Here is a 23071-nt window from a genome sequence, read left to right as displayed (position 1 = left end):
TTCTGGTTACCAATCGCGACCTCGTCGTGCACCCGCGCAGGCACCACCGGCGTGCCTGTCTGTCCGGTGCCGCACTATAACCTGCGTTGGCCGGATCAGGTTGGCTCGAACGCCTGGCGATAGCGGCTGGGGGTGTCCCCCAGCGCCTGGCGGAAACGATTGCTGAAATGACTGGCGCTGGCAAAGCCGCAGGTCATGGCCACCTGCGCCAGGCTCTGGCGGGTGTGGCGCAGCAGATGGCAGGCCAGCGCCATGCGCCTGGCCAGCACGTAGCGGTGCGGCGGCAGGCCGAAGCTGCTCTGGAACATGCGGGCGAAATGGTATTCGGAGAGGCTGCAGAGGCTGGCCAGGATATCCAGCGACAGTGGCTCGGCCAGGTGCTGCTCGATGTAGTCGCGCACGCGCCGGCGCACTGCCGGTGCCAGGCCGCCCTTCAGGCGCAGGCCCTGGCGCAGTCCGACCTGGTTGAGCAGGGCATGGTCGAGCAGCTCATGCGCCAGGCTGCTGGCCAGCAGGCGCTCGCCGGGCTCCTGCCAGTCGAGTCGGCAGAGCTGGCGAAAGCGCCCGGCCTGCTCGGCGTCCTCGAGGAAGGTCGCCTCTTCCAGCTGCAGGCTGCGCGGCTCACGGTCGAGCAGGGCGACAGCGCCGAGGGCGAACTGCTCCTGCTCGATATAGAGGTGGGCGAGCTGGATTTCGCCGTTGATGATCCAGGCCGACTGGTGCTCGGCGGGCAGGATGCACAGGCGGTCCGGCGCGCCGCAGTTGCCTGGTTGCTCGCGGCGGAAGGTGCCGGTGCCACCAGCCAGGTAGCAGGACAGCGTGTGATGGCTGGGGGCGAGGTAGTCGCGTGCATCGTGGGCGTTGCTCCAGTGCGCCACCGCTAGGCCGTCACCCAGCTCGGCAATGGCATGCAGCCGCGCATGCGGCGAGCGGCTCATACTCTGGAATACCTGCAGGTTGTCGAATGTCGCCATCAGCTTCTCCCGGATGCCGCCATGCTACACCGGCCATCCGATAACGCCAGTCGCCGCGAGAAAAATGCGCAAGTTCGTGCAAGTGGCGGCGGTGCATCCCGGATTGCGACTGCCTGGCTGCTCGCGTGAAGTACGGGCTGAGGTTTTTTGCGCGCGGCTGCGGCGGCGCAGGGCGAGTCGGAGTATCGTGGCGAGCACTCGAACAATGATTCGCATCCCGGATGCCCTTCTCGATGACTGACCTGCGCTCGTTCGCCCTCGCTTCCCTGTTGATCACCCCCGGCCTGCTGGCTGCCGCCCCCTCCATCGATGACAAACCCGCCTTCATCGCCGATCTGGTCAGCCGCATGACCCTGGAAGAGAAGGTCGGTCAGCTGCGCCTGATCAGCATCGGTGGCGACATGCCGCGCGAGCGCATCCGCGAGGAGATGGCGGCCGGGCGCATCGGCGCCACCTTCAACTCGGTGGTGCGCCCGGAGAACCGGCCCATGCAGGAGGCGGCGCTGCGCAGCCGCCTGGGCATTCCGGTGTTCTTCGCCTACGACATCATCCACGGCCACCGCACCACCTTTCCCATCGGCCTGGGCCTGGCGTCGAGCTGGGACATCCCGGCCATCGAGAACAGTGCCCGGGTCGCGGCGTTCGAGGCCAGTGCCGACGGCCTCGACATGACCTTCGCACCGACCGTCGATATCTCCCGTGATCCCCGCTGGGGGCGTACCTCGGAGGGCTTCGGCGAGGACCCCTACCTGGTCTCGCGCATTGCCGCTGCCATGGTGCGTGGCTATCAGGGCAGCGACCCCAGCGATCCGCAGCGCATCATGGCCAGCGTCAAGCACTTCGCCCTGTATGGCGCGGTGGAGGGCGGGCGCGACTACAACGTGGTCGACATGAGCCCGATGCGTATGTACCAGGATTACCTGCCGCCGTACCGGGCGGCCATCGATGCCGGTGCCGGCGGGGTGATGGTCGCGCTCAACGCCATCAACGGTGTTCCCGCTTCGGCCAACAGCTGGTTGCTGCGCGACCTGCTGCGCCGCGACTGGGGGTTCAAGGGCGTGGCGTTGAGCGACCACGGGGCGATCACCGAGCTGCTGCGCCATGGCGTGGCCAGCGATGGCCGCGAGGCGGCGCGTCTGGCGATCAGCGCCGGCGTGGGCATGAGCATGGCCGACACCCTCTACGACCAGGAATTGCCGGGCCTGGTGCGCAGCGGCGCGGTGCCGCAGCGCGTGCTGGACGAGGCGGTCAGCCATGTCCTGGCCACCAAGTACGACCTTGGCCTGTTCCACGACCCGTTCCGCCGTATCGGTCGCGCCGAGGATGACCCGGCCGACGTCAATGCCGAGAGCCGCCTGCACCGTGCCGATGCGCGGGCCATGGCGCGCGATGCTCTGGTGCTGCTGGAAAACCATGGCGACACCCTGCCGCTGAAGAAGACGCAGACCGTGGCCCTGATCGGCCCGCTGGCCGACTCGCCGGTGGACATGCTCGGCAGTTGGTCGGCGGTGGGCGTCGCCGAGCAGGCGGTGACCCTGCGCAAGGGCATGCAGGCGGCGCTGCAGGGCAGGGGCAAGCTGCTGTTCGCCCAGGGCGCCAACGTCACCGACGATGCCCATGTGATCGACTACCTCAACCAGCTCAACTGGGATCGCCCGGAGATCGTGCAGGACAAGCGCACGCCGCAGGCGATGCTGGAGGAGGCGGTCAGGGTCGCCCGCCAGGCGGACGTGATCGTCGCCGCGGTCGGCGAGGCGCGTGGCATGTCCCACGAGTCGTCGAGCCGCACTCGCCTGGACCTGCCCGACAGCCAGCAGGCCTTGCTGCGCGCCCTCAAGGCCACCGGCAAGCCGCTGGTGCTGGTGCTGATGAACGGCCGTCCCCTGGCACTGACCTGGGAGAAGGACAATGCCGACGCCATGCTGGAAACCTGGTACAGCGGCATCGAGGGCGGCCATGCCATCGCAGATGTGCTGTTCGGCGAGCACAACCCGGCGGGCAAGCTGCCGATCACCTTCCCGCGTTCGGTCGGGCAGATCCCGAGCTATTACAACCATCTGCGCCTGGGCCGTCCGTATACCCCCGGCACGCCTGGCAACTACACCTCGCAGTACTTTGAGGAGCCCAATGGCCCGCTCTATCCATTCGGCTACGGCCTGAGCTACAGCGACTTCCAGCTCTCGGCGCCGAAACTCTCGGCACCGCGCATGACGCCGGATGAGCGGATTCGCGTCAGCGTGACCCTGAAGAACGCCGGACCGCGTGCCGGCGCGACCGTCGTGCAGCTGTATCTGCATGACGAGGCCGCCTCGGTGATCCGCCCGGTGAAGGAACTCAAGGATTTTCGCAGGGTCAAGCTTGAGGCAGGCGAGACTCGCGAGCTGAGTTTCGAGATCGACGAAAGCATGCTGCGTTTCTTCGATGCCAGCCTGCGTCATGTCAGCGAGCCGGGTGCCTTCCGTGTCCAGCTGGGGCTGGATTCGCAAAGCGTGCAGGAGGCGCGTTTCGAACTGTTGCCACGCCAGTGAGGGGGTGGCCCTAGGAGGCAGAAAATATACTCGCGCGACCACCTGTGCCGGACTTCACGATCTGGTAATAATGCGCAGAAAGAATCCGCGCATGCGCAGGCACCACCGTCCGGTCGGTCGTCCGCATCGCGCTCGCGCTGTCGCTGTCCCATTCGCCTGTTTTCAACTCTCCGTAGCGGTCGCCCCCGGGCTGGCCGCTGCCTGTCAGTACGTGTTGCCCTGGAGGCTGTGTGTCGATGAGTCGTTGTTCTGGAGCCCGTATGGGCAAGGCCGGCAAGCTGGCCCTCTGTGTGCTCCCTCTGTTGTTCGCAGCCCAGAGCTGGGCATTCGAGCTGGACGATGTGGCGGTCAAGGCCAAGGCCCTGGCGGCCGAGAAGTACAGCGCGCCGCAGAGCAATCTGCCGGCATCCCTGCGCGACCTGCCGTTCGCCGGCTATCAGAAGGTGCGCTTCCGTGAAGACAAGGCCTACTGGCGCGACGGCAAGACGCCGTTCCAGCTGTACTTCTTCCACCAGGGCATGCATTTCGACCTGCCGGTGAAGATCAACGAAGTGACCGCCGAGGGCACGCGCGAAATCAAGTACGACCCGGCGATGTTCGACTTCGGCGACCTCGACCTGAAAGCGGAGGACCTCAAGGATCTCGGTTTCGCCGGTTTCAAGGTGATCCACGAGCTGAACGAGGCGGGCCGTCAGGATGAAGTGATGAGCGTGCTGGGCGCCAGCTACTTCCGCATCGTCGGCAAGGGCCAGGTGTTCGGCCTGTCCGCACGCGGGTTGGCCATCGACACCGCGCTGCCGTCGGGCGAGGAGTTCCCGCGGTTCACCGAGTTCTGGATCGAGAAGCCGCAGTCCGATCGCGGCACCTTGCTGTTCTATGCGCTGCTCGACTCGCCGCGTGCCACCGGCGCCTACCGCATGGAGATCGACCCGGGCCGCGACAGCGTGCTCGACGTGCAGGCCAAGGTCTACCTGCGCGAGCCGGTGGAGAAGCTCGGCATCGCGCCGCTGACCAGCATGTACCTGTTCGGCGCCAATCAGCCTTCGCCCCGTCACAACTATCGCCCCGAACTGCATGATTCCGACGGTCTGGCCATCCACGCCGGCAATGACGAGTGGCTCTGGCGCCCGCTGAACAACCCGCAGCGCCTCAACGTCAGCAGCTACCGCATCGACAACCCGCGTGGTTTCGGCCTGATGCAGCGCAACCGCGATTTCGGCCAGTACCAGGACCTCGACGACCGCTACGAGCTGCGCCCGAGTGGCTGGGTGGAAACCGTCGGTGACTGGGGCACCGGCCATGTCGAGCTGGTGGAGATTCCCACGCCGGACGAGACCAACGACAACATCGTCGCCCTCTGGCGCCCCGACAACCAGCCCGCCGTGGGCGAGGCGCTGGACGTCCACTACCGCCTGCACTTCAGCCGGGACGACGCCAAGCTGCATGACCCGCAGCTGGCCATGGTCACCCAGACCCGCCTGTCCGAGGGTGACGTGAAGCAGGCCAACCTGATTCGTCAGCCCGATGGCAGCACCGCCCTGGTGGTGGACTTCGCCGGCCCGGTGCTGGCCGAACTCGCGGCGGACGCGGCCATCGAGCCGCAGGTGAGTGTCGACGGCAATGCCGAGATCGTGGAGAAGAACCTGCGGTACAACCCGGTGAGCAAAGGCTGGCGCCTGACCCTGCGCATCCTGGTCAAGGACCCGGCACAACCGGTGGAAATGCGTGCTGCCCTGGTGCAGGACGGCAAACCCCTGTCGGAAACCTGGAGCTACCAGCTGCCTGCCCATGAATAACTCCCTCGACGATACGCTGATCCAGGACTACCTGGAGGAACTGCCGCTCGACCCGCAGCGGCAGGAGGACCTGGCTCACCGCCTGGAGGAGGGCGGTGACCTAGCCACCCTGCACCATGCGCTGCAGATGCCGGAGGCGGCCAGCAGCGAGCCCCAGGAGGAAACGCGCGAGCTGCTCGAGTCGGTCCCGGCACGCCTGGAGATGGGCTGGCCGGACGCACTCGAACGCGGTTGCCGCCTCGTCGAGGATCACCAGGGTCGGCCGACCATCGAGTCGACCCCGCCGATCAAGCGCACGCGCATCGTGCCGGAGCCCTGGCAGACCAATATCCTCGACCGTGGCTGGCGACGCCTGAAGGGCGAGAAGCCGACGCCACGCCCGCGTACCCGCGAGACCGAGGATTTCGCCGAGGCGCGCTGGCGGCAGGTCGCGTCGATGCGCCGTGCTGCCCTGTTGCTGCTGATGGTGGCGCAGACGGTGGTCGCCACCTGGTACATGAAATCGGTGCTGCCGTACCAGGGCTGGTCGCTGGTCGACCTGGGCCTGGTCTTCGAGCAGCCGCTGCGCGAGTCGGCGCGACAGATCCTGCCGTACGTGGTGCAGACCAGCATCCTGGCGCTGTTCGCACTGCTGTTCTGCTGGGTCTCGATGGGCTTCTGGACGGCCCTGATGGGCTTCTTCCAGCTGCTGCGCGGGCGTGATCGCTACAGCATCTCGGCCACTGCCTGCGGCAACGAGCCAATCTCGCCGAAGGCGCGCACCGCGCTGGTCATGCCGATCGCCAACGAGCACGTGCCGCGGGTGTTCGCCGGCCTGCGTGCGACCTTCGAGTCGCTGAAGGCCACCGGGCAGCTGGAGCATTTCGATTTCTTCGTGCTCAGCGACAGCAACGACCCGGACATCTGCGTCGCCGAACAGCAGGCCTGGATGGAGCTGTGCCGCGAAGTGGAAGGCTTCGGGCGCATCTTCTATCGCCGCCGGCGGCGCCGGGTGAAGCGCAAGAGCGGCAATATCGACGACTTCTGCCGACGCTGGGGCAGCAACTACCGCTACATGGTGGTGCTCGACGCCGACAGCGTGATGAGCGGCGACTGCCTGACCAGCCTGGTCCGCCTGATGGAGGCCAACCCAGGCGCCGGGATCATCCAGACCGCGCCCAAGGCGTCCGGCATGGACACCCTCTACGCGCGTCTGCAACAGTTCGCCACCAGCGTGTACGGGCCGTTGTTCACCGCCGGGCTCAACTTCTGGCAGCTGGGTGAGTCGCACTACTGGGGCCACAACGCGATCATCCGCGTCAAACCCTTCATCGAGCACTGCGCCCTGGCGCCCTTGCCGGGCACCGGTGCATTCGCCGGGGCGATCCTCTCCCACGACTTCGTCGAGGCGGCGCTGATGCGCCGTGCCGGCTGGGGCGTGTGGATCGCCTACGACCTGCCAGGCAGCTACGAGGAGTTGCCGCCGAACCTGCTCGACGAGCTCAAGCGCGACCGGCGCTGGTGCCACGGCAACCTGATGAACTTCCGGCTGTTTCTGGTACGCGGGATGCACGCGGTGCATCGCGTGGTGTTTCTCACTGGGGTCATGTCCTATCTGTCGGCACCGCTGTGGCTGCTGTTCCTGGCGTTGTCCACCTGCCTGCTGGCGATCCACACGCTGATGGTGCCGGAGTACTTCCTGCAGCCCAACCAGCTGTATCCGCTGTGGCCGCGCTGGCAGCCGGAGGAGGCGGTGGCGCTGTTCTCGGCGACCATGACGCTGTTGTTCCTGCCCAAGCTGCTCAGCGTGCTGCTGATCTGGATCCAGGGCGCCGAAGCCTACGGCGGGCGCCTGCGCGTGCTGCTGTCGATGCTGCTGGAGGCTGGCTGTTCGGTGCTGCTGGCACCGGTGCGGATGCTGTTCCACAGCCTGTTCGTCACCGCAGCCTTCCTCGGCTGGTCAGTGCAGTGGAACTCGCCGCAGCGCGTGGACGATTCCACGCCCTGGAGCGAGGCCTTTCGCCGTCATGGCTCGCAGGTGCTGCTGGGGATCGCCTGGACAGGGCTGGTCGGCTGGCTCAACCCGGACTTCCTCTGGTGGCTGGCGCCGATCGTGGTGTCGCTGATCCTCTCGCCGCTGGTGTCGGTGCTGACCAGTCGCACCGCGCCCGGTCTGGCTACGCGGCGCAGCAAGCTGTTCCTCATCCCGGAGGAGCACGAGGTGCCGCGCGAGCTGAGCAACACCGCCGAGTACGAGCGCCTGAACAGCGCGCGTGCGTTGCGTCAGGGCTTCCTGCGGGCAGTGGTCGACCCGCTCTACAACGCCCTGGTCTGCGCCATGGCGCGTGCGCGCCATGCCAAGGTGGTGCCTGCCGCCGAGGCCTTGCGTGACGAACGGATCGAGGAAATCCTCGAGGCCGGCCCGCAAGGGCATGTCGAGGCCACGCGCTGGCGCCTGCTCAACGACCCCGACGGCATGGCGCGCCTGCACGCGCGAATCTGGCAGGAGCCGCAGCAGCACAGCTGGCGTGAGGCCCGCGACCGCTTGCGCGACGCCTGAGCAATCGACCCTGTGTCGCAGGTTCGCCTGCGACACACTTGCTTACAGCCAGGTTTTCCCATTGCCACCGGCCTCGGTGCACCATGGCGTCCTGCGATGACATGGGCCCTGAGACAGAGCCTTGGCCACCTATCTGGTGAAAACAAGATGGCATGTTGCTGCTCCTCCATCGCAATTGCCGGGCTGTTTCGCTGCGTGCACAGGAGGAGCCGTGCGTGGCGACGCCATTCACCTGACCTGATAGGAACCTGAATATGTCGAGCCTCAATGATTCTGCGCAGCGTTACGGCGTTGTGTCTCGTGTTTTGCACTGGGCCATGGCGGCGCTGCTGCTGTGGCAATTTCTCACTGTGCTGGCGCCGGAAGACAGTGCTCTGGAGGCGCTGACCGGCGGTACGCACAAGTCCGTCGGCCTGCTGCTGATGGTGCTGGTGGTCATCCGCCTGGCCTGGGCACTGTACAACCGGGGGCGTCGTCCTGCCGCGTTGAGCCGAGCGGCCAGCCTGGGTCATTGGGTCCTCTATGCGCTGATGCTGGTGATTCCGTTGTTGGCGCTGATGCGCCAGTACGGTTCCGGGCGGGCCTTCGAGGCATTCGGCATGACCATCATGTCCGGCTTCGAGGGTGGCAAGATCGAGTGGATGATCGCTCCGGCCAGCCTGTTGCACGGCAACCTCGGCCTGCTGTTGCTGGTGCTGATCGTTGGTCATGTGGTCATGGCATTCGTCCACCGTCGCCAGGGCGATGTGGATGTGCTCGGGCGCATGCTGGGGCGTTCGTCCTGAGCGCTATGGCGAATGTCTTACACGCCGAAGCGGTAACCGCTGCTGTTGTCGCTTCGGTCAGATCCTTAATCTACACACATCCCCTGCAGCGACGGATCGCTGAGGATCACGGATGATGACCAGGCCACGATGGCTACCGACAGGATGTCGGATGGTTGGGAAGAAACCCGCTTCGGCGGGTTTTTTGTTGTCTGCGCAAAAGCCAGGCCGCTCGCCGGCGCGGGCGGCCTCTGGCGTTCAGGGCTCGCGGCTGACGAACAGCAGCAGCCCGAGCAGCGGCAACCCTGCACCCAGCAGCGCCGCACCCTGCCAGCCGAACTGCTCGTAGATCGGGCTGGCCAGCGCCGAGCCGATGGCCCCGCCGATGAAGATACTGGTCATGTACAGGGCGTTGAGGCGGGCACGGCTCTGCGGCTCGAGGGCGTAGATGCTGCGCTGGCCGAGCACCATGCTCATCTGCACGGCGAAGTCGAGGACGATGGCGGTCGCCACCAGGCCGACCCAGCCCAGGCCGTCGCTCAGCAGATCGGGGACGAAGGCCAGCGGCGCCAGCAGCAGTGCGACCAGGCTGGCGCGGTAGGTATGCCCGGCATCGGCCAGGTGCCCGGCGATGGGCGCTGCCACCGCGCCGATGGCGCCGGCCAGGGCGAACAGGGCGATGTCCTGCTGGCTCAGCCCCAGGTGACGGGCCAGCTCCAGCGGTGCCGCCGTCCAGAACAGGCTGAAGCTGGCGAACATCAGGCCCTGGTACAGCGCCCGGCGACGCAGGATCGGGTAGCGGCGCAAGAGCTGCACGAGCGAGGCCAGCAACTGGCCGTAGCTGGCGCGGTGAGCGGGCGCATGGCGCGGAATGGTGGTGGCGATCACCAGGCTGATCAGCAGCATCAGGCTGGCGGCCATCAGGTACACCGCGCGCCAGCCGAACTCGCCGGCCACCAGGCTGGCCAACGGCCTGGCCAGCAGGATGCCCAGCAGCAGGCCGCTCATGATGTTGCCGACCACGCGGCCACGGCTGGCCTCCGGCGCCAGGTTGGCCGCCAGCGGGATCAGCATCTGCACCGACACCGAGCTCAGGCCGATCAGCAGCGCCAGGCCGAGGAACAGGCCGGGCTGGGTGGCGAACGCGGCCGCCAGCAGGCAGAGCAGGGCGGCGGCGGTGGTGATCAGCATCAGCCGGCGGCTTTCCAGCAGGTCGGCCAGCGGCACCAGGAACAGCAGGCCGAGGGCATAGCCGATCTGCGTCAGCGAGACGATCAGGCTGGCCCGCTCGGCGTCGAGGCCGACATCCGGGGCGATCAGCTCGATGATCGGTTGTGCGTAGTAGAGGTTGGCGACGATGGCGCCGCAGCACAGGGCGAACAACAGCACCAGTGTCTGCGGCAGGGATGGGGACTCGCGTGTGAGCGAGGAGGTCTGGCTGGTCATGCGCTGTTCTCGGTGGCAATGGGCGGCAGGCGCAAGAGTAGGGGGCCGGCTGGCTACGGAGAATCCACCGTTCGAGCAACAGTGCGTTGCGTGGCGTGCAACGCCGCTCAGCCCTGCAGCAGGCCTTGCAGGAATGCGCTGAAGGCGGCGATCCGCCTGGAGCCCCGATGGTTCGGCAGGTACAGCAGGTGGATGGTGCCTTCGTGAGGCCCGGGTGCCACTTCGTAGTCCGGTAGCAGGCGCTGCAGTTGCCCCTCGGCCACGTCGTCGCGCACCAGCCAGTCCGACAGCAGCGCCACGCCCTGGCCCGTCAGGGCCGCCTGGCGCAGGATATCGGCGTTGTTGCTGCGCAGGCGCCCCGTGACCGGCACCTGCAAGGTCGCGCCGTCCTGCTCGAAGCGCCAGTAGTGCGCCGGGCTGCCGTAGTCGTATTGCAGGCAGGTATGTGCCTGCAGCGCGCTCGGATGCGCGATCGGCGGGGTGCGCGCCAGGTACTCCGGGCTCGCCACCAGCCAGCGGCGGAAGCGGCCAACCTGCTGGCTGATCACGTCATCGCTGACGATGGATGATCCCAGGCGCAGGGCCAGGTCGATGCGTTCGCTGAGCAGATCGACCACCTCGTCGGTGACGCGCAGGGTCAGCTCCAGTTGCGGGTGGCGCTCGAACAGTTCGCCCAGGTGCGGCGCGATCAGGCGGCGGGCGAATTCCACCGGCACGCTCACTGCCAGGCGACCGCGTACCTCGTCAGCCTTGTCGGCCACCGCGGCGTCGGCTTCGTCGAGGGCGTCGAGTATGGCCAGGGCGCGTTCGAAGTAATCCCGCCCGGCTTCACTGACGCTGACCTGGCGTGTGTTGCGGTTGAGCAGCACACAGCCCAGCTCCTGCTCCAGCGCGTTGACCGCGCGGGTCACCGACGAGGTGGCCAGCCCCAGCTGCCGTGCAGCAGCGGAAAAACCGCCGCAGCGAACGGTGGTGACGAAGGTGCGCAGCGCCAGCAGCTTGTCCATCGAGTGCCCCGGTTGAGAATGTCCGCTGCGCAGCTTGCGCGATTGCCAGGCACTAAGCCAGGCATTGTGTGGCGCCCTGTGCCTTGCGCGTGTACCACAGCACCCGGCTGACGCCACGGGTGATGGCCACGTACGCCAGGCGCCGGGCCTCGTCCTGCATGGCCTGGTCGTAACTGCCGGTGAAGAAGCCGCACTGGGCGTAGAGGGCATTGCGCAGCGGGTGTTTCTCCACGGGCAGGCAGTCGTCGAGGATGATCGCCACCTCGGCCTGCAGGCCCTTGGCGCGGTGGATGGTCAGCGCTCTCACCGGCAAGGCCTTGTCGAGCTGCGCCCGGACTTGCTGCAGCGGCTCGTTGCGGCGGCTGAGCAGCAGCACGGCGGTGCGGTCGGCGCCGGGGCGGCTGGCGACATGCGCGCACTGCGCGCGGATTTCCTCGAGCAGGCGCGGCAGGCCGTTGCCCAGGTCGAAGCGCTGGATCAGCTTCACACCGTGGTCGCCCAGCTGCATGGCCTTGGCCGCGACGCAGGTCTTGGCCTGCTTGCTGCGGACCTCGGCGAGCACTTTCTCGCCGTCGCGCAGCACCGGCTCGATGCTGCGGTAGTTGGTGCCCATCAGCAGGGTGGTGCTCTTGCCACGGCCACGGCTGGGGAAGTGCCGGTCGAAGTCGATGAACAGCTCCGGCGAGCTGCCGCGCCAGCCGTAGATCGACTGCCAGTCATCACCGATGGCCATCAGGCTGATGCGCTCGCCGGCGCTGTGCAGGCGGCGGTGCACGGCCTGCAGCCACAGCACGATCTGCGGCGAAATGTCCTGGAACTCGTCGATCAGTAGGTGGCCCAGGGCGAGCAGGGCCGGCCCCGGCTTGCCGGCATCGGCACGTTGCAGGCGCTCGCTGAGTTGCGCGAAGGCGCCGTTGAAGCTGATCAGCCCCTGGCTGTGCAACAGGGCGGCGAAATGCTCCTGGAAGCGCTGCATGGCCTCGATGAAGTCCCGTTCGCGCGCCGCGCATTGCAGTGTCTTCACGTCCAGGTGGTCGAGGCGGATACCCAGGCTGGCGGCGAAGTCGATCTGCCCGTACAGCAGTTCGAACAGGGGCAGGGCGGCGAATTCGCCGGGCAGCTTGCAGGCGTCCAGTGGCGCCTTGGCGGTTCTGCCCTGCGTCTCCTGCGGCGCGGGTAGCTTGAGCAGGCGATGACTGAGGAGGCGAAAGCGCGCGTCCTCGGCATAGGCGCTCTGGTAGGCCTGCTTGAGCAGGTGCTGCTGGGCCGGGCGCAAGCGCGCGCCAGTCAGCGGGTTGTCCGGCTCCGCGGCGGGTTCGTCGAGCTGCTCGAACCAGCGGGGGCTGCCTAACTGCTCCTTGGCCAGCGCCGCCATGGCTGCATGAAAGGTACGCACGCACTGGCGGGCATCCTGCCCGTACTGCCAGAAGTCGAGCAGGCGCTGCAGGCGCTCGCGCAGTTCGCTGCACGAGGCGTTGGTGAAGGAGATCACCGTCAGCCGCTGCGGGTCGATCTGCAGGTGGCAGAGCATGAACACCACGCGCAGCACCAGGGTGCTCGACTTGCCCGAGCCGGCGCCGGCGAAGATGCGCGTCAGCGGGGCGCGGCACAGAATCATCGCCCACTGTTCGTCCGACGGTGCGCCGATCAGCCCGGCGCCGACGGCCTGGGCCACCCGCTCGCGCATGGCCTGCACCTGCGCCTCTTCGATCTTCAGGCGGGTGGCGGGGTAGATGCCGGCCGGGCCAGGCTTGCTCCTGGCCGCCTTGCCGCTGCTGCTCTTCTTGCCTCCGCTGGCCTTCTTGCGCGCCTGCTTGCGTGCCGGCTTGCGCGGTTGTACGGCCTCACGCTCGGCGCGCAGGTAGGCGGTGGTGCGGGGGAAGTAGCGGGCGAGGGCGCTGGACAGCAACTGTTTGTAGCGTGCGACGGCAGAGAGCATGCAGTGAGAACGACTTGTCTGGCAAAAGCCGCATGATAAAGCCTTGGGCGCGATGGCAGGCAGTGATGGCGCAGCGATAAATGCGCAACTTTGTGCAAGCACGAGACCAGCGCTGCTTCCAGACTGTACGCAGTCTTGGGAGAAACTCGATGAACCTGTCGCTCTACCTGCTTACCGTACTGATCTGGGGCACCACCTGGATCGCCATCAAACTCCAGGTCGGCGAGGTGGCGCTTGCCGCCTCCATCGCCTACCGCTTCGCCCTGGCCTCGCTGGTGCTGTTCGTCATGCTCTGGCTCAGCGGGCGCCTGCAGCCGCTGGATCGCCGCGCCCAGGGGATCTGCGTGGTGCAGGGGCTGTGCCTGTTCTGCCTCAACTTCCTGTGCTTCTACACCGCCAGTCAGTGGATTCCCAGTGGCCTGATCGCGGTGATCTTCTCCACCGCGACCCTGTGGAACGCGATCAATGCGCGGCTGTTCTTCAAGCAGCGCATCGCCAGCAACGTGTTGCTGGGTGGCGCCCTTGGCCTGGGCGGGCTGGGGCTGCTGTTCTGGCCCGAACTGGCCGGCCATCAGGCGACCCGGGAAAGCCTGCTGGGCATCGGCCTGGCGCTGTGCGGCACACTGTTCTTCTCGGCCGGCAACATGCTTTCCAGCCTGCAGCAGAAGGCCGGTCTCAAGCCGCTGACCACCAACGCCTGGGGCATGCTCTACGGCGCCTTGATGCTGGTGCTGATCTGTCTGGTCAGCGGCACGCCGTTCGCGTTCGACTGGAGCCTGCGCTACGTCGGTTCGCTGCTGTACCTGGCGATTCCCGGATCGGTGATCGGTTTCACCGCCTACCTGACCCTGGTCGGGCGTATGGGGCCGGAGCGCGCGGCCTACTGCACCGTGCTGTTTCCGGTGGTGGCGCTGAACATCTCGGTGTTCGCCGAAGGCTACCAGTGGACGGCCCCGGCGCTGCTCGGCCTGGGCCTGGTGATGCTGGGCAACGTGCTGGTGTTTCGCAAACCCCGGCCGGTGCTGGCGCAGGCCCGCGCCTAGGTGCCGCGAATCAGCTTGCGCAGCATGAAACGATTGGGGTGGCTGGCCTCGGCCACTTCGCGCGGCACCGGCAAGGGCTCGCCGTTCAGCCAGGCGGCGATCAGCTCGCCTGACAGCGGCGCCGTGATCAGCCCGCGCGAGCCATGGCCGCTGTTGATGTACAGGCCGGGCAGCCAGGGGCAGGGTGCGTCCGGCACCTGGCGGGCGTCCCTGGCCAGCACGGCATAGGCCTCGGCGAAGGCCGACTGCTCGGCCAGTGGGCCGACCAGCGGCAGGTAGTCCGGGCTGGTGCAGCGGAAGGCGGCGCGGCCCTGCAGCGTGGCCGGATCGAGCGCCGGCGCACCCAGGCGCTGGCTGAGGTCCGTGGAGATTTCCTCCAGCAGCGCCAGGTTGCCGGCGTGTTCGGCGACGCTGGGCGTGAGGTCGTCACTGTGAAAGTCGAAGCTGGCGCCGAGGGTGTGTTCCCCCTCTCGCGGCGGGGCGACGTAGCCTTCGGCACAGACCACCGTGCGCAGCGCGCGGCTGGCTTCGCTGGCTGGCAGGCGGCTGATCTGCCCGCGAATGCGCTTGAGCGGCAGGTTCGCGGCAGGCAGCAGGCGGCCGATCTCGGCGGCGCAGGCCAGCACCACGACGGGCGCCTCGGCCAGCACGCCGCTGGCCCCGCTGACCTGCCAGCGGTCAGCCTGGCGCTGCAGGCCCAGCGCCTCGCGGTAGGTCTGCAGGCTGATCAGCGGGTGCTGCACCAGGTGCCGGCACAGCGCCGGCGGGTGCACCCAGCCGGCATCGGGGTAGAACAGACCACCGGCGGGCAGGGCGACAGCGGCGCGCTGCTCGGCTTCGGCCTGGCTCAACGGCTGCAGCAGGTCGGCGGGGAAAGCCGCGGCCAGTTTGCCTTGGCGTTCGCCTTCCTTGGCGTCGAAGGCCAGCTGCAGCACGCCGCAGGCATCCCAGTCGTGGCCGCGCTGCAGGCGTTCGAGCAGGCGCCGGGTGTAGCCGAAACCGGCGACGATCAGGCGCGACAGCGATGTGCCATGGGCCGAGAGCTTGAGGTAGAGCACGCCCTGCGGATTGCCCGAGGCCTCGCGGGCGACGTCGTCCTGGCGTTCCAGCAGGGTCACCCGCCAGCCGCGCGCGGCCAGGCTGGCCGCCGTGGCACAGCCGGCCAGGCCGGCGCCGATGACCACGGCATGGCGTTCGGCGCTGGGCGGCTCGGGGCGGGCAAACCAGGGCGCGACGGCCTGGCGGTGGGTGTGCTGGAAAGGCCCGGCGAGCATCTCGCGCTTGTGGCCGAAACCCTTGACGCGAACCATGGCGAAGCCGGCTTCGATCAGCCCGCGGCGGACGAAACCCGCACTGGTGAAGGTGGCCAGGGTGGCGTCGGGTGCGGACAGCCGGGCCAGTTCGGCGAACAGCTCTGGCGTCCACATCTCCGGGTTCTTCGCCGGGGCGAAGCCATCGAGGAACCAGGCATCGACCTGTGCGTCGAGCTGCGGCAGGCAGTCGAGCACGTCGCCGATCATCAGCGTCAGCACCACGCGGCCGCCGTCGAGCAGCAGGCGCTGGAAACCCGGATGAATCGCCCGATACTGCGCCAGCAGCGGCGTGGCGAAAGGCGCCAGTTCCGGCCACAGGGCCAGGGCACGCTGCAGGTCGGCGGCGCTCAGCGGGAATTTCTCGACGCTGACGAAATGCAGGCGGGCATCGGCCGGCGCGTGTTCGGCGAAGGCCTGCCAGGCGCAGAGAAAGTTCAGCCCGGTGCCGAAGCCGGTCTCGCCGATCACCAGGCTGCCGCCGGCCGGCAGGGCCTGGCAGCGCTCGCTGATACGGTTGTGGGCGAGGAACACGTGGCGGGTTTCCTCCAGGCCATTGGCGCGGGAGAAGTACACGTCGCCATAGCTGCGTGACAGTGGCTGGCCGTGTTCGTCCCAGTCGAGCTGGGCGTTGTGCAGATCGGGCATGACGGGGTTCCGGGCAGAGCAGGCGGCGATTCTACCCGTTGTGCAGGGTGTTTTCCCGGCCCAGGTCAAGTCGCGACACTTCGGCGTCAGGCAAAGTCGCGGCCTATCCGTTAGGCTGTCATGACCATTCCAGGGAGGTCACTGCATGTTCGAATCCGCCGAAATCGGCCGCACCATCGACAAGGCCACGTTCGAGGCCGAAGAGCCGGCGTTGCGCGAGGCGTTGCTGGAAGCGCAGTACGAGCTGAAGCAGCAGGCGCGCTTTCCGGTGATCGTGCTGATCAACGGTGTCGAAGGGGCCGGCAAGGGCGAGACGGTCAAGCTGCTCAACGAGTGGATGGACCCACGGCTGATCCAGGTCAGCACCTTCGACCTGCAGACCGACGAGGAGCTGGCGCGTCCACCGGCCTGGCGCTACTGGCGGCAGCTTCCGCCCAAGGGGCGCATGGGCGTGTTCTTCGGCAACTGGTACAGCCAGATGCTGCAGGGGCGGGTGCACGGCCGTTTCAAGGATGCCGTGCTGGACCAGGCCATCGACGGCGCCGAGCGCCTGGAGCGCATGCTCTGCGACGAGGGTGCGCTGATCTTCAAGTTCTGGTTTCACCTGTCCAAGAAACAGATGAAATCGCGCCTCGAAGCGCTCAAGGACGATCCGCTGCACAGCTGGCGCATCAGCCCGCTGGACTGGCAGCAGTCGAAGACCTACGACAAGTTCGTGCGCTACGGCGAGCGCATCCTGCGTCGTACCAGCCGCGACTACGCGCCCTGGTACGTGGTCGAGGGCGTCGACCACTACTACCGCAGCCTGACCGTCGGACGCATCCTCCTCGAAGGCCTGCAGGCGGCGTTGGCCAGCCCGCAGGGGGCGAAGCTGCAGCCGCATGCCGCGCCGCTGATCTCCAGCCTGGACAATCGCGGCCTGCTGGCCAGCCTGGACATGACCCAGGCACTCGGCAAGGACGACTACAAGGAGCAGCTGGCCACCGAGCAGGCGCGTCTGTCCGGCCTGATGCGCGACAAGCGCATGCGCAAGCACGCCCTGCTCGCGGTGTTCGAAGGCAATGACGCGGCGGGCAAGGGGGGCGCGATTCGCCGGGTCACCGGCGCCCTGGACCCACGCCAGTACCGCATCGTGCCGGTGGCCGCACCGACCGAGGAGGAGCGAGCGCAACCCTATCTGTGGCGGTTCTGGCGGCACATCCCGGCGCGCGGACACTTCACCATCTTCGACCGCAGCTGGTACGGCCGCGTGCTGGTGGAACGGGTCGAGGGCTTCTGCAGCGAAGGCGACTGGCTGCGCGCCTACGGCGAGATCAACGACTTCGAGGAAGAGCTGACCAGCGCCGGGGTGATCCTGGTGAAGTTCTGGCTGGCCATCGACCAGCAGACGCAGTTGCAGCGCTTCAAGGAGCGCGAGCAGATCCCCTTCAAGCGCTTCAAGATCACCGAAGAAGACTGGCGCAACCGCGACAAATGGGATGACTACGCCGATGCGGTGGGCGACATGGTCGACCGCACCAGCACCGAGATCGCCCCCTGGACGCTGATCGAGGCCAACGACAAGCGCTTCGCCCGGGTCAAGGTCCTGCGCACCCTCAACGAGGCCATCGAGGCGGCTTTCGCCAGGGACTGATGCCTGTCGCGGCTAAAGCCCCTCCCACGGTTTCCGTGCGCATCGGCAGGCGCGCTACGCATGGGCCGGAGTGGTGGGGCGTCTGTAGGTACGCATCGGCAGGCGCGCTGCGCATCTGTGGGAGCGGCTTCAGCCGCGATGCTCTTGATCGTCACGGACGGCAGCTGTGCCGCGTCCTGGTGAGGGCATTGGACGGCCTTCGCTGCCGGCTCAGGCTCTATCGCGGCTAAAGCCGCTCCTACGGGTTGGTGTGTATCGGCCGGGACGGTGGAGCTTCTGTAGGTACGCATCGGCAGGAACGGCGGAGTGTCTGTGGGAGCGGCTTCAGCCGCGATGCTTTTGATCGTCGCGGACGCCATCTGGGCGACGGGGACTGGCGAGGGTATATCGGGCGGCCTTTGCTGCAGGCTCAGGCTCTATCGCGGCTAAAGCCGCTCCTACGGGATCGTGCGCATGGGCCGGAATGGTGGGGCGTCTGTAGGTACGCATCGGCAGGAACGGCGGAGTGTCTGTGGGAGCGGCTTCAGCCGCGATGCTTTTGATCGTCACGGGCACCATCTGGGCGACGGGGCCTGGCGATGCTTTTGATCGACCCGAATAGCGCTCGAGCTAGGAAACCTGGCGATGCTCTTGAACAGCGCAACCACCATCCGGGCTGGCCAGTCCCGGGCCATGCTTTCGGTCGAGCGGGCCTCGCCCCTGGCCCCATCGACCCGTATACGCCAGATCAATGATGGTCGCGCCCCGGCAGTAGCTGGATTTATCTTCGGTGCATTCGCCATCCAATAACAACGAGGTGCGTCATGCGTGAAGTGGTGATCGTCGACAGCGTACGGACTGGCCTGGCCAAGTCCTTCCGCGGCAAGTTCAATATGACCCGGCCGGACGACATGGCCGCCCATTGCGTCGATGCCCTGCTGGTGCGCAACGGCATCGACCCGAAACTGGTCGATGACTGCATCGTCGGGGCGGGCTCCAACGAGGGGGCGCAGGGCATGAACATCGGTCGCAATGTCGCGGCACTCTCGCGCCTGGGCAATCCGGTAGCGGGCATGACGCTCAACCGCTTCTGCTCCTCCGGCCTCCAGGCCATCGCCATCGCCGCCAACCAGGTGGCGTCCGGCTGCAGCGAGATCATCGTCGCCGGCGGCGTCGAGTCCATCACCATGACCCTGAAAAGCATGAACATGGACAACCTGTTCAATCCGCTGCTGCAGCAGGACAACCCCGGCATCTACTACCCCATGGGCAAGACCGCCGAGATCGTGGCCAGCCGTTATGGCGTGACCCGCGAGGCGCAGGACGCCTATGCCCTGCAGAGCCAGCAGCGTACCGCGCGTGCCCAGGCTGCGGGCCTGTACGCCGACGAGATCGTGCCGATGGCGGTGAAGTACCAGGTCGAAGACAAGGCCACGGGCGAGAAGCGGATCGTCGACGGCGTGGTCGAGGCGGATGACTGCAACCGCCCGGACACCACCCTGGAATCCCTGGCCAAGCTGCAACCGGCGTTCGATCCGGCCGGCAGCGTGACGGCCGGCAACGCTTCGCAGCTCTCCGATGGCGCCTCCATGACCCTGGTGATGAGCCTGGACAAGGCCCTGGAGCTGGGCCTCACGCCCAAGGCGTACTTCCGTGGCTTCACCGTTGCCGGTTGCGAGCCGGACGAGATGGGCATCGGCCCGGTGTATTCGGTACCCAAGCTGCTCGCGGCCAAGGGCCTGAGCGTGGCCGACATCGACCTGTGGGAACTGAACGAGGCCTTCGCTTCGCAGTGCCTGTACTGCCGCGACACGCTGGGCATCGATAACGACCAGTACAACGTCAATGGCGGCTCCATCTCCATCGGCCATCCCTTCGGCATGACCGGCTCGCGCCAGGTCGGCCACCTGGTGCGTGAACTGCAGCGGCGTGAGCTGCGCTACGGCATCGTCACCATGTGCGTCGGCGGCGGCATGGGTGCCACCGGGCTGTTCGAGGCGTATCGCGGCTGACGAGGCGCTGTTCGGCGCCCGTTTCGCCACGGGCGTCGGAACCGCTGGGCAAGGCGTGCCTGCCGCGTCGGCTTATTTTTTCCTGCCTGCGCTGCCTATAATCGGCCTCCGTCAGCCCCAGCCTGCGAGTCGCCGTCGATGCCCTTTGCCGAGAACCTGATCGCCTTCACCCTGGCAGCCAGCCTGCTGACCCTCACGCCGGGCATCGACACGGCGCTGGTGCTGCGCACGGCTGCCGTCGAGGGGCGACAGCAGGCCTTGCGCGCCGCCCTCGGTATCAATGCCGGCTGCCTGCTCTGGGGCGCGGCGGTGGCCTTCGGGCTGGGTGCGCTGCTGGCCGTCTCCGAGTTTGCCTATAACCTCCTCAAGTACTGCGGCGCGGCTTATCTGGCCTGGCTCGGGCTGAACATGCTGGTGCGCCCGCGCACCTCGCTGGCAGCGGCGCAGGCCACCGGCACGCCTGGCGCCAACTGGTTCCTGCGCGGTCTGCTGGGCAATGTACTCAACCCCAAGGTGGGCATCTTCTATGTGTCCTTCCTGCCGCAGTTCATTCCGCACGGGCAGCCGCTGATTGCCTGGACCTTCGCCCTGGTGGGCATCCACGTGGCGCTCAGCCTGGTCTGGGCGCTGCTGCTGATCGGCGCGACCCGGCCGCTCGGCCACTGGCTGCGCCGTGAGCAGGTGATCAAGTGGATGGATCGCGGCACCGGCCTGGTGTTCGTGCTGTTCGCTGCACGTCTGGCCCTGAGCCGGCGCTGAGTCCTGCCACGGCGGCAGCATGCTTTACTCTGTGCCGGCACAACAGACGACCAGGCGGTGACGATGGATCGGTTTCAGAAAATGAGGGTGCTGCTGGCGGTGACCGAAGCCGAGAGCTTCGCCGGTGGCGCCAAGCTGCTGGGCATCTCGCCACCCAGCGTGACCCGTGCCGTCGCGGCACTGGAGGCGCGCCTGGGCACGCTGTTGCTGGCCCGCAGCACGCGCAGCCTGCGCCTGACCGAGGCCGGCCAGCGGTATGTCGAGGACTGCCGGCGCATCCTGCTCGAACTGGAGGAGGCCGAAGAGCTGGCAGCCGGTGGCAGCGTGCGGCCGCGTGGCCGGCTGACGGTGACGGCACCGGTGATGTTCGGCGAGCTGTTCCTGATTCCACGCATCGCCCAGTACCTTGATCTGTACCCGGAGGTGGAGATCAACGCGCTGCTGGTCGACCGCGTGGTGAACATGATGGAGGAGGGCATCGACATCGCCGTGCGCATCGGCTCGTTGCCCGAGGGCGATCACCCGGCACTGCAGGTCGGGCAGGTGCGCCAGGTGCTGTGCGCGTCTCCGGCGTTCCTCGATCGTGTCGGGCGGCCACGCCATCCGGATGAGCTGCGCAGCGCGCCCATCGTCATGCCCAGTGGCAGCGGGCTGCTCAGTCACTGGCAGTTCAGCGCTGCGGACGGCGCCTTCGGTTTCACCCCTGCACCGCGTTTCACCGTCAACTCCAACCAGGCGGCGATCAGTGCGGCGCGCCTGGGCTGGGGCTACACCCGTGTGCTGTCCTACCAGGTCGCGGCGGCGGTGGCACGTGGCGAGGTCGAACTGGTGCTGGAGGCCTTCGAGCCGCCTGCGCTGCCGGTGCACATCATTCATCAGGGCGGTCGTCAGGTCTCGGCCAAGGTGCGTGCCTTCGTCGACCACTGCGCGGCGAGCTTCCGTGCCGACCCGGCCTTGCGGGCGGCCGGCCAGCCACCGGCGGCATGAACCCGTACCGCGAGATGCAGGTGTTTCTCGCCGTCGTCCAGGCGGGAAGCCTGGCCGCTGCCGCGCGGCAGTTGCAGCTGTCGCCGGCCAGCGTGATGCGCAGCATCGCCGCGCTGGAACGGCGCCTGGACAGCAGGCTGTTGCTGCGTGGGCCGCGTGGCGTCAGCCCGAGCGCGGCCGGTGAGGGCTTCGCCGAGCGCTGCGAGGGCATTCTCCAGCGCGTGGCAGAGGCCGAGCGCTCCGTCTCGGGGCTGCACGCGAACCCGGCCGGGCACCTGCAGGTGGCGCTGCCGTTGCTGATGATCCATCAGGTGCTGACGCCCATCGCTCTGGGTTATCTGGCCGCGTTTCCCGACGTCAGCCTGACCACCCTGGCGCGTGAAGAGCTGCCACGGCTGGTGGAAGAGGGCGTCGACCTGGCGCTGGTGGTCGGCCACCTGCCCAGCTCGTCCGGCTTCGCCGTGCCGCTGGGCCAGGTGCGGCCGCTGGTCTGCGCGGCGCCGGACTACCTGCAGCGCCGGGGCCGGCCGGACACTCCGCAGGCCTTGCACGCGCATCGCATCATCGCCACATCCTCGACGGGGCATGTCGCCGACTGGCGCTTCGCCAACCAGCAGACGAAGCTTGCGCCGCGCCTGGTCTGCAATACCGCGCAGGCCGCGATTCGGGCGGCCGTTGCCGGCTTCGGCCTGACGCGCTGCCTCAGCTACGAGGTCGATCAGGAGTTGCGCAGTGGTCAGCTGCAGACAGTGCTGGACGACTTCGCCGCCGCGCCCCTGCCGGTGCAGCTGTACTACCGCGAAGGGCGCCGGGCTGCCGCGCGGGTGCGCAGTTTTCTCGATTTCGTGGTGCCGCGCCTGCGTGCCCACCCGGCATTCCGGGCCTGAGCGACTGCTTGATTGCAGAAAGTGAAATAGTGGATTGCCTTGGATGGGGATTCTTTTCATCGATGGATGAGGTGAACATGGCCCCATCGTCGCGAAGGCAAGTCGTCTCGCGGTGACCTTAGCCAACCCCAAGGAGTCATCGCCATGTCCCGTCCCGCTATCAAGCTGTACAACTTTCCCCGTTCCGGCCATGCCCACCGCGCCGAGCTGATGCTCTCGCTGCTGCAACTGCCGACCGAGCTGATCTTCGTCGATCTGGCCAAGGGCGAGCACAAGACGCCCGAATTCCTCGCGCTCAACCCCTTCGGCCAGGTGCCGGTGATCGATGACGGCGGCACCATCATCAGCGATTCCAACGCCATTCTCCTGTACCTGGCCACGCGTTATGGCAATGACGACTGGCTGCCCAGGGAGCCTGTCGCCGCCGCCCGCGTGCAGCGCTGGTTGTCGGTGGCAGCCGGCCAGGTGGCCTTCGGCCCGGCTGCCGCGCGCCTGGTGACGGTGTTCGGTTACGCCTTCAACAGCGAAGAGGTGATCAATCGCGCCCATGCCCTGTTCAAGATCATGGAAGGCGAGTTGAGCGACACCCCGTTCCTCACCGGTGACAAGCCGAGCATCGCCGACGTCGCCAACTACTCCTACATCGCTCACGCGCCGGAAGGCAACGTGTCGCTGGAGCCCTACCCGAACATCCGTGCCTGGCTGGCGCGCATCGAGGCGCTGCCGGGTTTCGTGCCCATGCCGCGTACCGCCGCCGGTCTGCAGGCCTGATCCACGCCCGCTGCCGGGTCACCGGCAGCACCTCTGAAGGAGGGCGCAA

General features: G+C 67.4%; 16 protein-coding genes. 11 read left to right on the top strand and 5 right to left on the bottom strand.

Going from position 1 to position 23071, the window contains the following annotated elements; genetic code table 11:
• Positions 1–95: 95 nt before the first annotated feature.
• On the bottom strand, positions 96–974 hold the full coding sequence (locus tag EWH21_RS14005; RefSeq protein ID WP_277698609.1) for an AraC family transcriptional regulator: 879 nt from the start codon (positions 972–974) through the stop codon (positions 96–98).
• A 221-nt stretch (positions 975–1195) separates the two neighbouring features.
• On the opposite strand from EWH21_RS14005, the gene bglX reads away from it, so the two are divergent.
• The 4 genes from bglX to EWH21_RS13985 all read left to right on the top strand — a co-directional run bounded on the left by bglX (position 1196) and on the right by EWH21_RS13985 (position 8622).
• The gene (gene bglX, locus EWH21_RS14000; protein WP_277698608.1) at positions 1196–3502 is read left to right on the top strand and encodes a beta-glucosidase BglX; all 2307 of its coding nucleotides are present in this window, start codon (positions 1196–1198) and stop codon (positions 3500–3502) included.
• 260 nt (positions 3503–3762) lie between these two features.
• Complete coding sequence (locus EWH21_RS13995; RefSeq protein ID WP_277700619.1) at positions 3763–5298, top strand: glucan biosynthesis protein G; 1536 nt, start codon at positions 3763–3765, stop codon at positions 5296–5298.
• Positions 5291–7837, top strand: coding sequence for a glucans biosynthesis glucosyltransferase MdoH (mdoH, locus tag EWH21_RS13990; RefSeq protein WP_277698607.1), 2547 nt, complete (start codon positions 5291–5293; stop codon positions 7835–7837). Before EWH21_RS13995 ends, mdoH begins: the two co-directional genes overlap by 8 nt.
• 254 nt (positions 7838–8091) lie before the next feature.
• Positions 8092–8622 carry a cytochrome b/b6 domain-containing protein gene (locus EWH21_RS13985; RefSeq protein WP_277698606.1) on the top strand — a complete coding sequence of 177 codons (531 nt, stop codon included), beginning with the start codon at positions 8092–8094 and terminating at the stop codon, positions 8620–8622.
• Between the two features lie 237 nt (positions 8623–8859).
• Here EWH21_RS13985 and EWH21_RS13980 read toward each other — a convergent pair whose 3' ends face one another.
• From EWH21_RS13980 to EWH21_RS13970, 3 genes are all read right to left on the bottom strand, one after another.
• Entirely contained in the window at positions 8860–10047 is a 1188-nt protein-coding gene (locus EWH21_RS13980) for an MFS transporter (RefSeq protein WP_037048011.1), read from the bottom strand.
• Positions 10048–10154: 107 nt separating this feature from the next.
• Positions 10155–11054, bottom strand: coding sequence for a LysR family transcriptional regulator (locus EWH21_RS13975; protein ID WP_277698605.1), 900 nt, complete (start codon positions 11052–11054; stop codon positions 10155–10157).
• A gap of 52 nt (positions 11055–11106) precedes the next feature.
• On the bottom strand, positions 11107–12993 hold the full coding sequence (locus EWH21_RS13970) for a DEAD/DEAH box helicase (RefSeq protein WP_277698604.1): 1887 nt from the start codon (positions 12991–12993) through the stop codon (positions 11107–11109).
• A 149-nt stretch (positions 12994–13142) separates the two neighbouring features.
• On the opposite strand from EWH21_RS13970, the gene EWH21_RS13965 reads away from it, so the two are divergent.
• The gene (locus tag EWH21_RS13965) at positions 13143–14036 is read left to right on the top strand and encodes an EamA family transporter (protein WP_037048004.1); all 894 of its coding nucleotides are present in this window, start codon (positions 13143–13145) and stop codon (positions 14034–14036) included.
• Here the strand turns inward: EWH21_RS13965 and mnmC are convergent.
• Complete coding sequence (mnmC, locus tag EWH21_RS13960) at positions 14033–15994, bottom strand: bifunctional tRNA (5-methylaminomethyl-2-thiouridine)(34)-methyltransferase MnmD/FAD-dependent 5-carboxymethylaminomethyl-2-thiouridine(34) oxidoreductase MnmC (protein ID WP_277698603.1); 1962 nt, start codon at positions 15992–15994, stop codon at positions 14033–14035. The two genes, EWH21_RS13965 and mnmC, sit on opposite strands and share 4 nt — an antisense overlap.
• A gap of 145 nt (positions 15995–16139) precedes the next feature.
• On the opposite strand from mnmC, the gene pap reads away from it, so the two are divergent.
• From pap to EWH21_RS13930, 6 genes are all read left to right on the top strand, one after another.
• Positions 16140–17627 carry a polyphosphate:AMP phosphotransferase gene (gene pap, locus EWH21_RS13955; RefSeq protein ID WP_277698602.1) on the top strand — a complete coding sequence of 496 codons (1488 nt, stop codon included), beginning with the start codon at positions 16140–16142 and terminating at the stop codon, positions 17625–17627.
• 803 nt (positions 17628–18430) lie between these two features.
• Positions 18431–19618 (top strand): thiolase family protein, encoded by a 1188-nt coding sequence (locus EWH21_RS13950; protein ID WP_277698601.1) that lies wholly within the window; start codon positions 18431–18433, stop codon positions 19616–19618.
• 138 nt (positions 19619–19756) lie between these two features.
• Positions 19757–20377: a LysE family translocator gene (locus tag EWH21_RS13945; protein ID WP_037047994.1), complete on the top strand. Its 621-nt coding sequence runs from the start codon at positions 19757–19759 to the stop codon at positions 20375–20377.
• Positions 20378–20440: 63 nt separating this feature from the next.
• Positions 20441–21364, top strand: a complete 924-nt coding sequence (locus EWH21_RS13940) for a LysR family transcriptional regulator (RefSeq protein ID WP_277698600.1) — start codon at positions 20441–20443, stop codon at positions 21362–21364.
• Positions 21361–22251: a LysR family transcriptional regulator gene (locus EWH21_RS13935; protein WP_277698599.1), complete on the top strand. Its 891-nt coding sequence runs from the start codon at positions 21361–21363 to the stop codon at positions 22249–22251. The genes EWH21_RS13940 and EWH21_RS13935 overlap by 4 nt, the downstream gene beginning before the upstream one ends.
• A gap of 144 nt (positions 22252–22395) precedes the next feature.
• Positions 22396–23022, top strand: a complete 627-nt coding sequence (locus EWH21_RS13930; RefSeq protein WP_277698598.1) for a glutathione S-transferase — start codon at positions 22396–22398, stop codon at positions 23020–23022.
• Positions 23023–23071 lie beyond the last annotated feature (49 nt).

This window comes from Pseudomonas sp. REST10, assembly GCF_029542605.1.
GTDB lineage: Bacteria > Pseudomonadota > Gammaproteobacteria > Pseudomonadales > Pseudomonadaceae > Aquipseudomonas > Aquipseudomonas khazarica.
The sequence above is the reverse complement of the archived record's forward strand: the minus strand, read 5'-3'. Positions and strand labels throughout refer to the sequence as shown.

What these genes read in the sequence shown, in the direction of transcription:
- EWH21_RS14005 (WP_277698609.1), bottom strand. Translation starts at nt 974, where the DNA reads ATGGCGACATTCGACAACCTGCAGGTATTCCAGAGTATGAGCCGCTCG.
- bglX (WP_277698608.1), top strand. Translation starts at nt 1,196, where the DNA reads ATGCCCTTCTCGATGACTGACCTGCGCTCGTTCGCCCTCGCTTCCCTG.
- EWH21_RS13995 (WP_277700619.1), top strand. Translation starts at nt 3,763, where the DNA reads ATGGGCAAGGCCGGCAAGCTGGCCCTCTGTGTGCTCCCTCTGTTGTTC.
- mdoH (WP_277698607.1), top strand. Translation starts at nt 5,291, where the DNA reads ATGAATAACTCCCTCGACGATACGCTGATCCAGGACTACCTGGAGGAA.
- EWH21_RS13985 (WP_277698606.1), top strand. Translation starts at nt 8,092, where the DNA reads ATGTCGAGCCTCAATGATTCTGCGCAGCGTTACGGCGTTGTGTCTCGT.
- EWH21_RS13980 (WP_037048011.1), bottom strand. Translation starts at nt 10,047, where the DNA reads ATGACCAGCCAGACCTCCTCGCTCACACGCGAGTCCCCATCCCTGCCG.
- EWH21_RS13975 (WP_277698605.1), bottom strand. Translation starts at nt 11,054, where the DNA reads ATGGACAAGCTGCTGGCGCTGCGCACCTTCGTCACCACCGTTCGCTGC.
- EWH21_RS13970 (WP_277698604.1), bottom strand. Translation starts at nt 12,993, where the DNA reads ATGCTCTCTGCCGTCGCACGCTACAAACAGTTGCTGTCCAGCGCCCTC.
- EWH21_RS13965 (WP_037048004.1), top strand. Translation starts at nt 13,143, where the DNA reads ATGAACCTGTCGCTCTACCTGCTTACCGTACTGATCTGGGGCACCACC.
- mnmC (WP_277698603.1), bottom strand. Translation starts at nt 15,994, where the DNA reads ATGCCCGATCTGCACAACGCCCAGCTCGACTGGGACGAACACGGCCAG.
- pap (WP_277698602.1), top strand. Translation starts at nt 16,140, where the DNA reads ATGTTCGAATCCGCCGAAATCGGCCGCACCATCGACAAGGCCACGTTC.
- EWH21_RS13950 (WP_277698601.1), top strand. Translation starts at nt 18,431, where the DNA reads ATGCGTGAAGTGGTGATCGTCGACAGCGTACGGACTGGCCTGGCCAAG.
- EWH21_RS13945 (WP_037047994.1), top strand. Translation starts at nt 19,757, where the DNA reads ATGCCCTTTGCCGAGAACCTGATCGCCTTCACCCTGGCAGCCAGCCTG.
- EWH21_RS13940 (WP_277698600.1), top strand. Translation starts at nt 20,441, where the DNA reads ATGGATCGGTTTCAGAAAATGAGGGTGCTGCTGGCGGTGACCGAAGCC.
- EWH21_RS13935 (WP_277698599.1), top strand. Translation starts at nt 21,361, where the DNA reads ATGAACCCGTACCGCGAGATGCAGGTGTTTCTCGCCGTCGTCCAGGCG.
- EWH21_RS13930 (WP_277698598.1), top strand. Translation starts at nt 22,396, where the DNA reads ATGTCCCGTCCCGCTATCAAGCTGTACAACTTTCCCCGTTCCGGCCAT.